The sequence below is a fragment of the Sphingobacterium cavernae genome (assembly GCF_008520265.1).
In the GTDB taxonomy this organism is placed as follows: Bacteria; Bacteroidota; Bacteroidia; order Sphingobacteriales; family Sphingobacteriaceae; genus Sphingobacterium; species Sphingobacterium cavernae.
The window spans coordinates 54,918-68,447 of sequence record NZ_VIQM01000022.1; the positions used below are offsets into that span (position 1 = coordinate 54,918).

The 13,530-nt window shown below is 36.9% G+C and carries 14 protein-coding genes and 1 rRNA gene; 4 read left to right on the forward strand and 11 right to left on the reverse strand.

Annotated features, from left to right (window positions below; translation table 11 throughout):
- Positions 1-124: 124 nt before the first annotated feature.
- Positions 125-1,483 carry an MATE family efflux transporter gene (locus FLS47_RS03375; RefSeq protein WP_149912986.1) on the forward strand — a complete coding sequence of 453 codons (1,359 nt, stop codon included), beginning with the start codon at positions 125-127 and terminating at the stop codon, positions 1,481-1,483.
- On the opposite strand, the gene FLS47_RS03380 is transcribed toward FLS47_RS03375, so the two are convergent.
- The 7 genes from FLS47_RS03380 to FLS47_RS03415 form a co-directional block, all read right to left on the reverse strand.
- Entirely contained in the window at positions 1,484-2,176 is a 693-nt protein-coding gene (locus FLS47_RS03380; RefSeq protein ID WP_149912987.1) for a sulfite exporter TauE/SafE family protein, read from the reverse strand.
- Positions 2,177-2,178: 2 nt separating this feature from the next.
- A complete protein-coding gene (locus tag FLS47_RS03385; protein WP_149912988.1) occupies positions 2,179-2,604 on the reverse strand; it encodes a FixH family protein in 426 nt (141 codons plus the stop codon).
- 4 nt (positions 2,605-2,608) lie between these two features.
- Complete coding sequence (gene ccoG, locus FLS47_RS03390) at positions 2,609-4,006, reverse strand: cytochrome c oxidase accessory protein CcoG (RefSeq protein WP_149912989.1); 1,398 nt, start codon at positions 4,004-4,006, stop codon at positions 2,609-2,611.
- A 43-nt stretch (positions 4,007-4,049) separates the two neighbouring features.
- On the reverse strand, positions 4,050-4,925 hold the full coding sequence (locus FLS47_RS03395) for a cbb3-type cytochrome c oxidase N-terminal domain-containing protein (protein WP_223225114.1): 876 nt from the start codon (positions 4,923-4,925) through the stop codon (positions 4,050-4,052).
- Between the two features lie 4 nt (positions 4,926-4,929).
- Positions 4,930-5,121, reverse strand: coding sequence for a hypothetical protein (locus tag FLS47_RS03400; RefSeq protein WP_149912990.1), 192 nt, complete (start codon positions 5,119-5,121; stop codon positions 4,930-4,932).
- 18 nt (positions 5,122-5,139) lie between these two features.
- Positions 5,140-7,257: a cytochrome-c oxidase, cbb3-type subunit I gene (gene ccoN, locus FLS47_RS03405; protein WP_149912991.1), complete on the reverse strand. Its 2,118-nt coding sequence runs from the start codon at positions 7,255-7,257 to the stop codon at positions 5,140-5,142.
- Between the two features lie 244 nt (positions 7,258-7,501).
- A complete protein-coding gene (locus tag FLS47_RS03415) occupies positions 7,502-8,146 on the reverse strand; it encodes a group II intron maturase-specific domain-containing protein (RefSeq protein WP_223225115.1) in 645 nt (214 codons plus the stop codon).
- Here FLS47_RS03415 and FLS47_RS18930 point away from each other — a divergent pair.
- On the forward strand, positions 8,069-8,398 hold the full coding sequence (locus FLS47_RS18930) for a transposase (RefSeq protein WP_149912992.1): 330 nt from the start codon (positions 8,069-8,071) through the stop codon (positions 8,396-8,398). The two genes, FLS47_RS03415 and FLS47_RS18930, sit on opposite strands and share 78 nt — an antisense overlap.
- 513 nt (positions 8,399-8,911) lie before the next feature.
- On the opposite strand, the gene FLS47_RS03425 is transcribed toward FLS47_RS18930, so the two are convergent.
- On the reverse strand, positions 8,912-9,553 hold the full coding sequence (locus FLS47_RS03425) for a lytic transglycosylase domain-containing protein (protein WP_223225116.1): 642 nt from the start codon (positions 9,551-9,553) through the stop codon (positions 8,912-8,914).
- A gap of 352 nt (positions 9,554-9,905) precedes the next feature.
- Between FLS47_RS03425 and FLS47_RS03430 the strand changes: the two genes are divergently transcribed.
- Together FLS47_RS03430 and FLS47_RS03435 are read left to right on the forward strand one after the other, a co-directional pair.
- Complete coding sequence (locus tag FLS47_RS03430) at positions 9,906-11,288, forward strand: pseudouridine synthase (RefSeq protein ID WP_149912994.1); 1,383 nt, start codon at positions 9,906-9,908, stop codon at positions 11,286-11,288.
- 101 nt (positions 11,289-11,389) lie between these two features.
- A complete protein-coding gene (locus FLS47_RS03435) occupies positions 11,390-11,860 on the forward strand; it encodes a pyrophosphohydrolase domain-containing protein (RefSeq protein ID WP_149912995.1) in 471 nt (156 codons plus the stop codon).
- Between the two features lie 31 nt (positions 11,861-11,891).
- Here the strand turns inward: FLS47_RS03435 and FLS47_RS03440 are convergent, their stop codons facing one another.
- The 3 genes from FLS47_RS03440 to rrf form a co-directional block, all read right to left on the reverse strand.
- Positions 11,892-12,839 (reverse strand): TIGR01212 family radical SAM protein, encoded by a 948-nt coding sequence (locus tag FLS47_RS03440; protein WP_149912996.1) that lies wholly within the window; start codon positions 12,837-12,839, stop codon positions 11,892-11,894.
- A 375-nt stretch (positions 12,840-13,214) separates the two neighbouring features.
- The gene (locus FLS47_RS18745) at positions 13,215-13,337 is read right to left on the reverse strand and encodes a hypothetical protein (RefSeq protein ID WP_262713851.1); all 123 of its coding nucleotides are present in this window, start codon (positions 13,335-13,337) and stop codon (positions 13,215-13,217) included.
- A gap of 110 nt (positions 13,338-13,447) precedes the next feature.
- Positions 13,448-13,530: ribosomal RNA gene (rrf, locus tag FLS47_RS19125) — 5S ribosomal RNA — on the reverse strand; the annotation flags it as partial.

Consider the following 13,530-nt stretch of genomic DNA (forward strand, 5'->3'; position numbering starts at 1 on the left):
AGATTGCTAAGGTAAGTGTATTCTGCTTTTTGACCAATAGTTATTTGTAAATATTTAGACACATTTGAAAACCCATTAGTTTGCACGTAAACATTCGTAACTTTGCAGGCTATTTCAAATTTGTATGTTTAATAATATTAAAAAGCACAAAACTTATTACATAAGTGCATTGGCTTTAGCAGGACCACTTATTATTGCGCAGCTGGGTCACACGTTGGTTCAGACTTCTGACACCATGATTATTGGTCATTTCTTGGGTAAAATATCACTTGCAGCATCTTCCTTAGCGCACTCCGTATTTATGATGGTGTTGGTATTTGGTTTAGGTATTGCCTACGGATTGACGCCACTTATAGCACAGGCGAGTGGAAAAAACGACAAAAAAGAAATTGCTAAACTATTATCCAATAGTTTATGGGTTAATATTTTCGTGAGTATTCTTCTATTCTTTGGGGTATATTATGGATCGATGTATGGCATGCAACATGCCGATCAAGACCCAATTGTCGTGAAAGAAGCAAAACCTTACTTATTTGTACTTGCTCTTTCGATTTTCCCATTGATGATTTTTAATGCGTTCAAGCAATTTGCAGAAGGTCTAGGATTTACTAAACAGGCAATGCGTATTACGATTTGGGGTAATGTGCTGAATGTAATATTAGCCATTGTATTCGTAAAAGGTATGTACGGAATTGAACCAATGGGTATAGCTGGTGTTGGAATAGCGACATTGATCGACAGAATTTTGATGATGGTGGTCATGTGTTGGTATGTGTTGAAATCAAAATATTTCAAGGATTACATGGTACACTTCAGAATGTTCGCTGTGCAAGCACAAAAAATCAAAGCGATTCTTAAGATCGGTACTCCTGTAGCTTTCCAATACACATTTGAAGTAGGTCTATTTGCTGGCGCATCACTTATTGCTGGTAAAATTGGCGCGTTGGATCAGGCAGCACACAATGTAGCTATTACGCTTGCATCCATGACTTACATGATGGCAACGGGTATTGCAAGTGCTGTGACTATTAAGATTGGTAATAGCTACGGAAAAGAAAACTTTGAACGTCTTAAAACTTTTGCAAAAATATCGTATAACATCATTTTAGGTTTTATGATATTTACGGCTATTCTTTTTGCGGTTTTCAATCATACATTGGCTTCGTTAATGACGACTGACCCCGAAGTAATTGCATTGGCTGCTCAGTTATTGATTATAGCTGGTTTGTTTCAATTATTCGATGGCACTCAAGTCATCGGTCTAGGTATTTTGCGCGGTATTGGAGATGTTAATATCCCAACAATCATCACCTTATTTGCTTATTGGGTAATCGGTCTACCAGCAGGATATTATATGGGCGTAGAACTAGAAATAGGCGTGCAAGGAGTATGGTACGGATTGACTTTTGCACTGTTAGTATCTTCTATTCTCTTATATTTACGTTACAAATATATGATCAATAGAAAATTCGCTATCTCTTAATTATTGGCAAGAAATAGCTCCATCAATATATAATAATGGGCTGAGGTAAGGTATATCCAAATTCGCGCCCCGAAGCAAAAACCAAATGCCCATTACTATGTATAAAAAAGGTAAGATGGATGAAAATTTGACTTTAAAGAGTTTTTTCGGAAGATTCGTCAATAAAGAGAAGACAAGCATAAGTGGCAATGTCCCTAGCCCAAAATAAACCATAAACTGAAAGCTTGACAAAGAGTTTTCAGCATTCAATGCCGAAGCCACTGCCATATAAACCATTCCGCAAGGCAAAAAACCATTCAACATTCCAGCTACGAATGACCCATTTGGCTTATACATCCATTTGCTCATCGCTTTCGCAAAAGGCTGAATTGCTTTTGTCTGAAATGATGCAAGTGAAGGAAATTTATGGATAAATAGATAAGAAAAGCCTATTAGCAAAAGAAACACTCCAGTAAAAATCGAAAGCCCTTGTTGCCAACCTTTCATCGCAAAGGAGGATCCTAAAACTCCAAATAAAAGCCCAATTAACCCATATGTCAATATTCTACCGGTTTGATACAAAAATTTATTAAGTACGGTAGCAATAGAAAATTCTTGATGTTGTTGCAATGCAAATAACAGAGGACCACACATTAAGGTGCAATGTACACTGCCAAACAAGCCCATGAAAAAGCCCAACATTTGAAAACTCATGGTTATTGAATGTATAATGGTTGAATGTGAACGTAGTTATTTCCTGCTTGTTTCCATGAAATTTCTACATTCCAATTTCCTTTTAAGAATGTTGATACTGGCAATTTAAACTCTAATCCCTTTACCTCAAATGGAATTACCTGATCCAATGATCCGTCGGATGGCCTTTTAAAACTAATATTCCCGCTATTCTCCGCAGCGATAAATTGTATAATCAATGAATCATTCTCTAATGTTAGAATAGGCTTAGCATTATCGCGGATTAAGTTCTTCTTACTATTGTAAACTTCATCGTACGACAGACTAGTTTCATAATAATTCTCATCTATTAAGGTATCGGAATCTTTTGAAACCATATAAATTACCGTAACAACGATGAATAACATAAAACTTCCAAGCCCCAAAATAATTTTACTTCCCCAATTCATAGCTTTATTTCTTAGACCCCGGAGGACAGATAAACGTTGTTTTTAACCGATTCACTTCTTTTCCTTCAGATAATATCTGCACGGAGGTCTTGGTTTTGTATGTCTCAATTTTGTCTTTATTCGCAATCAAAAAGAAAGACAGCTTAGCAGTTCCATCTTTTGCTAAGGAATCGATTTTATTAACTAATTGCAATTCATAATTCGGATCAGTAGCTTTCATTTCAAAAGGAATAGTTTGTCCACTTTTATTTATCAATTCAATGGTATACAAATTGCTAACTCTACCATCTGGCATGGTTTGGTAGGTACTACCCGTAGCACGTAATAATGAGCCGTCGATTGGAGCTCTGTTGAATATCAGGTAAAAAAACACAATGGATAAAATCACCATAACAGAAGTGTATAAGATTGGGCGAACAGGACTTTTCTTAAAATCCTTTTTCCCTTCAACTTCACCTAATGAATAAAAGCCGATAAGTCGTGTAGGCTTTCCAATTTTGTCCATCACAGCATCACAAGCATCCACGCAAGCAGTACAATTCACACATTCGAGCTGTACACCGTTTCGAATATCGATGCCAGTAGGACAAACATGTACACATAATCCACAATCTACACAATCGCCAAGTTTATTTTCTTGTTGTTTAGTTAGTTTGCCTCTTGGCTCACCTCGCTCTGCATTGTAGGCTACAGACATACTTTGATCATCCAGCAAAACACCTTGAAATCTTCCGTAAGGACATATTGTAGTACATACAATTTCTCTTACGTGTGCAAATACAAAATAAAATAGTGCTGTAAATATTACAATAGCAGTAAATCCACCTAAATGTTGATCTATCGGATCGGATATGATTTTCAGAAGTTCATCAACACCAATGATATAGGCTAAAAAGATATTGGATATAAAACAAGAAATAAGAATAAATACCGTGTGCTTTAGTAGTTTCTTCCAAGCTCTCGCATCAGTATTTGGCCCTTCATTAAGCTTTTTCTGTTGCGTCCAGTCCCCCTCGATGAGATATTCAATTCTTCGAAATATTAACTCCATGAAAATGGTTTGTGGACAAGTCCAACCACACCATACACGACCATATACTGCCGTGAAAAGTACAATTCCGACTAAAATGATCAGCGATGCAAAAACAAAAATATGCAGATCTTGTGGAAAGAACATATTTCCGAAGATGGAAAACTTACGTTCTACAATGTTAAACATCAAGAATGGATTGCCATTCAACTTGATGAATGGAGCAGCAAATAGAAACAGCAACAAACTATAACCAACCCATTGCCTGTACACATACAATTTTCCAAAAGGCTTTTTGGCATAAATCCAATTTCGCTTCTTTTCTTTTGACGGTAAGACCGGACCTTCGTTATTGTTCACCACTGCTTCCATTTTGCTCACTTTATTCACTTAATAATTAAACACAATATTTTACTTACTGCTCATCTGCCTCTTCCACATTTTCAGAAGCATATTTTTCTACTGCAGTACCCTCTGCAGCTTTTTGATTAGCAGGATTACTATCTCTCAATGTTATGATATAACTTGATACTTCAGCAATTTGGCCAGGCGTTAATGTTTGTTCCCAAGGAACCATACCTTTTTCTGGAATACCATATTTCACAGTTTTAAAAATATCTTTTATTTCTCCACCATGAAGCCAAGATCTGTCTGTAAGATTTGGTCCAATTGTACCTTCACCATTCGCGCCATGACATGCTGCACAATTGGCAGTGTAAATAGCCTTACCCGCTGGAGCTAATGCAGCATTAAACTCTACAGAACTTTCGTCGACTAAATTTGCTGCTTGCGCTAAATACTCTTGTTTTGCTTTTTCAGCCATAGCCACCTCGTGCAAGTACTCTTGATCTTGGTTCATTCCCCATCCAAATACATGGTAAACTAGAAGGTAAATCAAGCCAAAAACTATTGTACCATAGAACAAAGCATTGAACCATAAAGGCACAGGATTGTCAAGCTCTTGGATACCATCGTATTCGTGGTCGATAGTTATATCCTTTTCTTCTTCGATAGGTCTTACTCCCATCAATTTACGCCAAGTTGCAAGATTTCTTATTTTGCTTTCGGCAGCCTTAGCTCGCTTTTCCTCTGCTTCGCGTTTTACAACGTCGGGCATTGTGATATTCAAAATAGACTTCATCGCTTTATTTATTACTAATGCAGCAAATAATAATGCGATCATCACAATGATCAGTGTAATAATTAAAATATCATTATATAAATTGACTGTCCCAAGTTTCCATTGCGATACTTCAGCAATTGCTTCAGCACCATTTATCATTTCATTCATACTACTAATTTCTATCAGATAAATAATCAGACTTTGGCTCAGATTCATCAAAAGGAATCTCCTTCATATATTGGATGTGATCTTTTTTCATGAAGAATAACATCAAACCCACCACCACAAAGAATATGAGGAATATCCATAGCGAAGTCATCAAATAAATTTCATCACCTTGTAAATTTGTTATTTGCTTAAACATAATATCTTCCTTTAATGATTATTTATCTGTTGTAGTTGCTTTAATATCTGTCCCTAAGCGTTGCAAGTAGGCAATTAGCGCAATAATCTCGCGATCAGATTTTACATCCACTTGATTTTTAGCTAAATCAGCAACAATAACATCCGCTTGACTCATTGCATCTTGCACTGCATTATTAACTTGCTCGTCCGTATAAGGAACGCCTAATGTTTGCATGGCTTTCATTTTAGTTACCAAATCAGAATTATCAAGTTCTTGCTCTATCATCCAAGGATAAGCAGGCATAATACTTCCTGGAGAAGTAATTGTCGGATCCAACATGTGGTCAAAGTGCCACTTATTAGGATACTTACCACCGATTCGGTGTAAATCTGGTCCAGTACGTTTTGATCCCCATAAGAATGGTCTGTCATACACAAATTCACCTGCTTTAGAATATTCGCCGTAGCGTGCTGTTTCCGAACGGAAAGGACGAATGGTTTGCGAGTGACAATTCACACAGCCTTCCTTGATATACAAATCACGACCTTGTAATTCTAATGCGGTATAAGGTTGTACGCTTGCAATAGTTGGCACATTGCTCTGAATTGTGAATGTTGGAATCATCTCCACAATACCACCAATCAAGATTGCGATCAATGCAAGAACCATAAATAATATTGGCTTACGTTCCAATCTACGGTGTGCAGAGCGCTCATTTGCTAATAAAGGTTCTAATGCTGGAGCTTCGGCAGCTTCATTCGCAACCAATTTTCCTTTTTTCATGGTTTTCGCCAAGTTATACGTCATTAGAATTGCACCTGCCAAATACATTGCGCCACCAATAGCACGCATCATATGCATAGGCAAAATTTCTAATGTAGTAGCTAAGAAGTTAGGGTATTTTAATACACCTTCTGGTGTAAACTCTTTCCACATCAAACCTTGAACTACGGCTGCCCAATACATCGGAATGGCATAGAACAAAATACCTAACGTACCGATCCAGAAGTGAATGTTAGCCAATTTCTTAGAATACAATTCTGTTTTGTAAATACGTGGCACCAACCAGTATAGTACCGCGAACGTCATAAAACCATTCCAGCCCAATGCGCCAACGTGTACGTGAGCTACAATCCAGTCTGTGAAGTGCGCAATCGCATTCACTTGTTTTAGCGATAACAACGGCCCTTCGAATGTAGCCATACCATAACATGTCAAGGCTACAACCATAAATTTTAAGACAGGCTCTACACGTACTTTGTCCCAAGCGCCACGTAATGTCAACAAACCATTGATCATACCTCCCCAAGATGGCGCAATCAACATAATCGAGAACACAACACCCAAGGATTGCACCCAAGATGGCAATGACGTGTATAATAAATGGTGTGGACCAGCCCAGATATAGATAAATATCAAAGACCAGAAGTGTAGAATACTAAGTTTGTAGGAATAAACTGGACGATTCGCCATCTTTGGTAAGAAATAGTACATCATACCCAAGAATGGAGTTGTCAAGAAGAAAGCGACCGCATTATGTCCATACCACCATTGTACTAGAGCATCTTGCACACCCGAATACACATAATAACTTTTCCAAAAAGTTACTGGCAACTGGATGGAATTCACAATATGCAATACTGCAACGGTCACAAACGTAGCAATGTAAAACCACACAGCTACATACATATGACGCTCTCTACGTTTGATAATAGTACCAAACATATTGATACCAAAAACGACCCAAATTAAGGTAATACCTAAGTCGATAGGCCATTCCATTTCGGCATACTCATGCGATGAGGTGTAGCCTAGCGGCAATGTAATAGCGGATGCAACAATAATAAATTGCCATCCCCAAAAGTGTATTTTACTCAATACATCACTAAACATGCGAGCTTTTAATACACGCTGCATGGAGTAATACACCCCCATAAAAATAGCATTACCCACAAAAGCAAAAATTACCGCATTAGTGTGTACAGGACGAACACGACCGAATGTGGTATACTGGGTCATAAAATTCAACTCGGGCCAAATCAATTGGCAAGCTACCAGCAAGCCGATAGACATACCTACGATACCCCAAATTATAGTCGCAATACCGAAATTGCGTACTATCCTGTTGTCGTAACTAAACTGCTCTAGATGCATTACTTTATCATTTTGTTTTATGCAGTAAAAGTAATGACTGTTTGATGACAGCCTAATGACACAACTTGGTATTAAAAGTGACTCTCGTCACATAACCAAAATCGAGTAGGAAGATAGGGATTATTTCCCTATCTGTCTTCTCACACCTGGCATACGGATCCGTACCAAGGCGGTTTGTTAGAATAACGTCGTTTGATGTGTTGTTCTCCAGTAATAGTAGTCTGCAAATCCTTCGTAACCTAATTTAGTAAAGTATGAGTTTGTTAGCGTTGTTTGAAGGATAGGACTTGTCCCTGTTCGCGTATAGGATTTTACGGATGTTCGCATGTTGATAGGCAAGCCAGCGTTTGGCTCCCAGTTTCATTAAGTTACCAATTCGATTACCTGTGGTCTTCCATTGTTTCCAAAGCAGAACACGCAAGCGTCTTCGCACTAGTTTATCTAGTGCTACCATCACCTTCTTATTCGTTGCTATACGAAAGTAATTCACCCAGCCCTGAGTAATTTGCCGTAGTTTAGTCAGTCGCTCATGCATAGGAGTAACTGTATTACGTCGAGTATTTTGACGTAATTTCTCTCGGATTCGTTCGATACTCTTTGCAGAGATACGAATCTGCCAGTATCCTTGAGTTTTGAAGAAACTAAAGCCCAGTAAACTACTTTGGGAAGGTCTGCTTACCTTACTCTTTTCACGGTTCACCTTCAGCTTTAGTGTAGATTCGATGTAGCTGGTTATGTTGCCCATAATACGAGTCGCGGATTTATTACTCTTCGTGTAGATACTAGCGTCATCTGCATAGCGTACAAATCTATGTCCACGGAAGCTGAGTTCCCTGTCCAGTTCATCCAGGATGATATTTCTTATTGTGGAGTAGTACCCTTTGAACATACCTCAGGCAAAAGCATTAGGGGTAAACCCAGAGTACACTACATGGCTAATAAGAGGCTAAAGAAGCTACTACATTTATGTGCTTTATCGAGCGTACAATACAATACTGAAATGAAAGCATATTTCGACAGAAAAGTACAAGAGGGGAAACATAAGATGTTAGTGATAAATAACATTAGAAATAAATTATTACATCGAATCTGCGGCAGTATTAGAGACAATAGAAGCTATTCGACACACCCAGCTGCTTAGGAACTACTTTAAAGAGAATCTAGAAGCCCATGTGAGATTAATTTATATTAACCCTGGACACACCTATGCCTTCACAATATTAAGACGTGAATAAAAATCGGAAAAAAACAGTTATTCATTTGTTTAAGTCATAGTAATCCTTTACTCCTTGCTTCTGAAAAAAAAACTTCCACAAGTCTGTGAGATCTCCCCGGGTAAGAACGATAACTTTCCTCTCATGTGTCTGCTACATTTACCTTGATGCTTCTGTACAGTATAGGACTTTAGTTTGTTTGGCAACCTCATCCAGCAGCTTAGGCCTTATATGTAGTTTCTGTCCGTCAGACCGAGAGTTTGCCTAATGCTTCCTTCAGATTCCACCTCACGATGGATGCCCTTGCCTTCGGCTAACACTTCCAACTGTAATGGCGTGTTCGGGACTTACACCCTAGAGTTATCGCCCATGCCGGGCACGCCAAATAACAAAGGCTTGAAAAATTTCAAGCCTTTTTGTATATATCTGATTAAAGAAATTTAAATATTATACCCATATTTAACAGGGTTCTCAATCACCTCTTTTACAGAGATAATTTTATAGACATAAGAACCAGTCTCATTGTTCAATCTTAATTTATAATAGTCATCTTTCTTTTGTCGACGAATAGAAGCTTTCAGACTACCTCCTCCAACATTGTAGGCAGCTGCGACAAGTGTCCAGTCACCAAATTGATCATACAAATCTTTGATATAGCGTGCAGCAGCGTGTGTCGATTTCTCAAAATCCTTACGCTCATCTACTTTCCCATTAACCTTAAGTCCGTATAGTCGAGCTGTAGCTGGCATAAATTGCCAATAACCTCCAGCACCTTTGTGCGAACTCACTTGTGGATTCAACCCACTTTCTACAATTGGGATATACTTAAAATCTTCAGGGATTCCATAAGATTCAAGGATTTTAGCAATCTTGGGCAAATATTTATCTGCTTTGTTATGCATCTCATGAGATCGAACTTTCTTAAAAGAAAATTTCGCGAGATACTTGCCTAATTTGCTCTTCACAGATACGTCCTCAGTAGGAACATTCTCATCTGCGAAAGTAAGAGAATTATAATATTCTCTCGTTTTGTTGGCTGGTGAATTTATCTCCTCCTTAAGCCTAGCGGCGTGATCCAACATTATCTTTTTATAAGGGTTTTCATAAGAAATTCCCTGGGGGCTTGATTGCAATTTCGATAACACCATTATCGAAAAAATTGCTGTAATACACATTACTCTTTTTTTAATCATTCAGTTCCTTAATGCTACCTATCCACGATACTAACATCGATCAAAAATAGCTTGGTCCATTTATGCTGCGCCAAAGGTACAAACTATTAAGCTATAAAACAAACAGTTACACAGGCGAGAGTTTTATGGAATTGCAAAAACAGCCCCTTAAGCCTATAGCATGCAGTATTTTGAGAAATAAAAAAAACTTAATTAATTGATTATTTTATGTAACTTTGTACTCTATTTTTATATAAAAATTATGCCATTCAAAAGTCAAAGGAACAGTCGCGAGGACAACTCCAGAAAAAGTAAAAGCAACTCAGAAAGCTTTAGATCGAAAGATAATTCCAACAAAAAATTCGGAGCTAAATCCGATAGTTACGGAAAATCTTCTTTCAGCAAAGACAGAAAAGACGATAACAAATCTTTCGGTAAATCACCTTTTTCAAAATTCAGTAAAGACGACAAAAAATCATTCGGTCGTCCGTCATTTGGAAAATCAAATGATAGAGATGACAACAAATCATACGGTAGATCATTTGATAAAGAAGGCGGAAACGATAGAAAATCTTTCGACAGAAAGCCTTTCGGTAAATCATTTGATAAAGAAGGTGGAAACGATAGAAAATCTTTCGACAGAAAGCCTTTCAGTAAATCATTTGATAAAGAAGGCGGAAGCGATAGAAAATCTTTCGACAGAAAACCTTTCGGTAAATCATTTGATAAAGAAGGTGGAAGTGATAGAAAATCTTTCGACAGAAAACCTTTCGGTAAATCTTTCGAGAAGGAAGGGTATTCTAAAAACAGAAGACCAGAACCTACTTCAGAATACCAAGAGCAACGCGAAAAGAACGATTTCAAGTATTCTGCGAATAGAAAATTTAGGCCTGCTAACAAGCCTGCAAATAAAGAAGCAGAAGATGACGGCTTAATTCGTTTGAATAGATATATTTCCAATGCAGGTATTTGCTCTCGCCGTAAAGCGGATGAGTTAATCGCAGCTGGCGTAGTATCTGTGAATGGTGAACCTGTTACGTCGTTAGGTACTAAAGTAGATCCAGCAAAAGATGAAATTCGTTACAATAACGAGCGTCTTAAGCGTGAGAAAATGGTTTATGTATTATTAAATAAACCAAAAGATTATATTACTACAACTGATGATCCACAAGAACGTCGTACAGTAATGCAATTAGTTGCTAAAGCAACAAAAGAACGCATATACCCTGTTGGTCGTCTTGATAGAAATACTACTGGTTTATTATTGATGACTAACGATGGTAATTTAGCTGAAAAATTATCGCATCCGCGTAATAATGTCACTAAAATGTACCAAGTTGAGTTAAACAAAAATTTAGTGCAAGGTGACTTCAACAAAATACAAGTAGGTATTGAATTGGAAGATGGTGTTATCAAACCAGACGACTTGAGTTATGTTGCAGGTGCATCCAAACGTGAAGTAGGTATTCAAATCCACTCGGGAAAGAATCGTGTCGTAAGACGTATCTTCGAATCTTTGGGTTATGAAGTTGTAAAACTAGATCGAGTTGTCTATGCTAATTTAACGAAAAAAGATTTACCTCGTGGACGTTGGAGATATTTAGAAGAAAGAGAATTGATTCAATTAAAACACTTTGTAAAATAATAAGTAAAGTCTCGACACAAAAATCGAGACTTTATTCTTTTTAGCATTTTATTATTAAGAGCAAAGATTTGTATTTTTATCATTTAAAAGATATAATAAACATGACAGACCCTAAATCGTTAACATCTGTAGCTGAATTTCACAAAACCTTTCAGCATCCTATATTAGACAGTCCAAAAATTCCTTCTGAGTCAAGATGCAAACTTCGTGTTTCTTTGATTGCTGAAGAATTAAAAGAATTAGAAGAAGCTATTCAAGCAAATGATATTGTAGAGATCGCGGATGCTTTATGTGACATTCAATATGTCTTGTCTGGCGCTGTATTAGAATTTGGATTAGGTAACAAATTCAATGCCTTATTCGAAGAAGTACAACGTTCGAATATGAGCAAAGCTTGCAAATCTGTTGAAGAAGCCGAAGCGACAATCAAACATTACAAAGACGAAAAAGGTGTTGATTCGTATTATAAGGAAGTAGACGGCTTATATTTGGTTTTCCGTGAAGGAGACAATAAGACGTTGAAATCAATCAACTACTCTCCTGCTGATTTGAAATCGATCGTAGAGCAATAAAAAATGCGACTTTGAGTCGCATTTTTTTATCTTAAATAGCATACAAACTTCCCTGCTGTACCCCTCTAGCCTCTAGACCTTTGTCAATATAACTTTGAATTCCTGATTTTTTGAGCCTCCAATTAGGCGCAATTAATAAATCTTGGTCAGCAATACCAAACACACGTTGAATAATAATATCAGGTCGCAATAATGGGATAAACTTTGCTAAGAATTCCGTGTATTCTTCCATAGAGAATAATTTGAAAGGCTCACGCTTATATTTCACCCCCATAATAGAACCTTCTACTATATGTAAATGATGTAGCTTCACAAATTTGATCTGCGGAAGTTTATTAATTTCATCTGCATAGCGCAACATCATCTCTTCAGTTTCCCAAGGAAAACCAAATATAGTATGCACACACAATTCCAACTTCGTGTTTTCCAACATTTTCATTGTAGAGATGAATTCATCATGTGAGCAGCCCCGATTTATAATATCTAAAGTTTCATTGTAAATAGATTCCATACCCATCTCCAAATCGACATCGTATCTATCTGTATAAGATTCCAATAAAGCGATTTTTTCAAAATCTAAACAGTCCGGACGCGTACCTACAGAAAGACCTAATACATTTTCTGTATCTATACTCAATGCCTCATCATACATCATTTTTAGCAAATGTGTAGGTGCATAGGTATTCGTATTAGGTTGAAAGTAAATAATGAATTTCTCGGCACCGTAATTATTACGAGCTCGCTCTATGCCATTTTCGACTTGTTCACGAATGGAAGGAATTTTTCGCGCCGTATCGGGTGTAAATGAATCAACATTGCAATAGGTACATCCGCCATATCCTTTGCTACCATCACGGTTAGGACAAGTAAAATTACCATCTACGATAACTTTAAATACCTTTTGTCCATTGTATTTTTCTTTTAAATAAGCTCCGTAATGATTATACGGTTTAATCCCATTGTCTAATGCTGTTCCCATTCGGATACAAAGGTATAGAAATTAATCTTGGTGGAAAAATGAAATATAGCTCCACACAGGACTAATCAATTCTTTTGAATGAACCTATCAATTTATCGTCTTTAAAAAGTATAAAATTCCTTTACTATATTTATAAAATATATTGATGTCTACAAGTTCATAAAAATAATCTTCTATCAAAAGTGGATTTCCATGACACGTCAAATAAGTACTACGGAAACTCTTAAAATTGAATAAAGAATTTGTTAACTCCATTTCCGCTCCCATATGATTACACGAAGATTTAACACTAAAACCATCCTTTCCAAATGAAATAATCGGAAATCTCATTCCATTTTGAACTACGCTTGGTATTTCATCAGATTTATATAGAGACTAGTTTGTTTCAACCAAATCAATTGATCCACCTTCAATTTCATCAAATTGATACTCATTCTTGTTACAGCCTACAAAGAATAATACTATAACATCTAATAATGGTAAATTTTTCGTAATCATAGTTTATTCATATACGAATTAACTATTAATCTTGCTACAATAATATTAAAAATAAATCCTTTAAAAGCAAAACAGCCTTAGTACATAATGTACTAAGGCTGTTGTATAAAAAAAGGCACCGACCTACTCTCCCACCTGTTACGGCAATACCATCGGCTCGGGCGGGCTTAACTTCTCTGTTCGGAATGGGAAG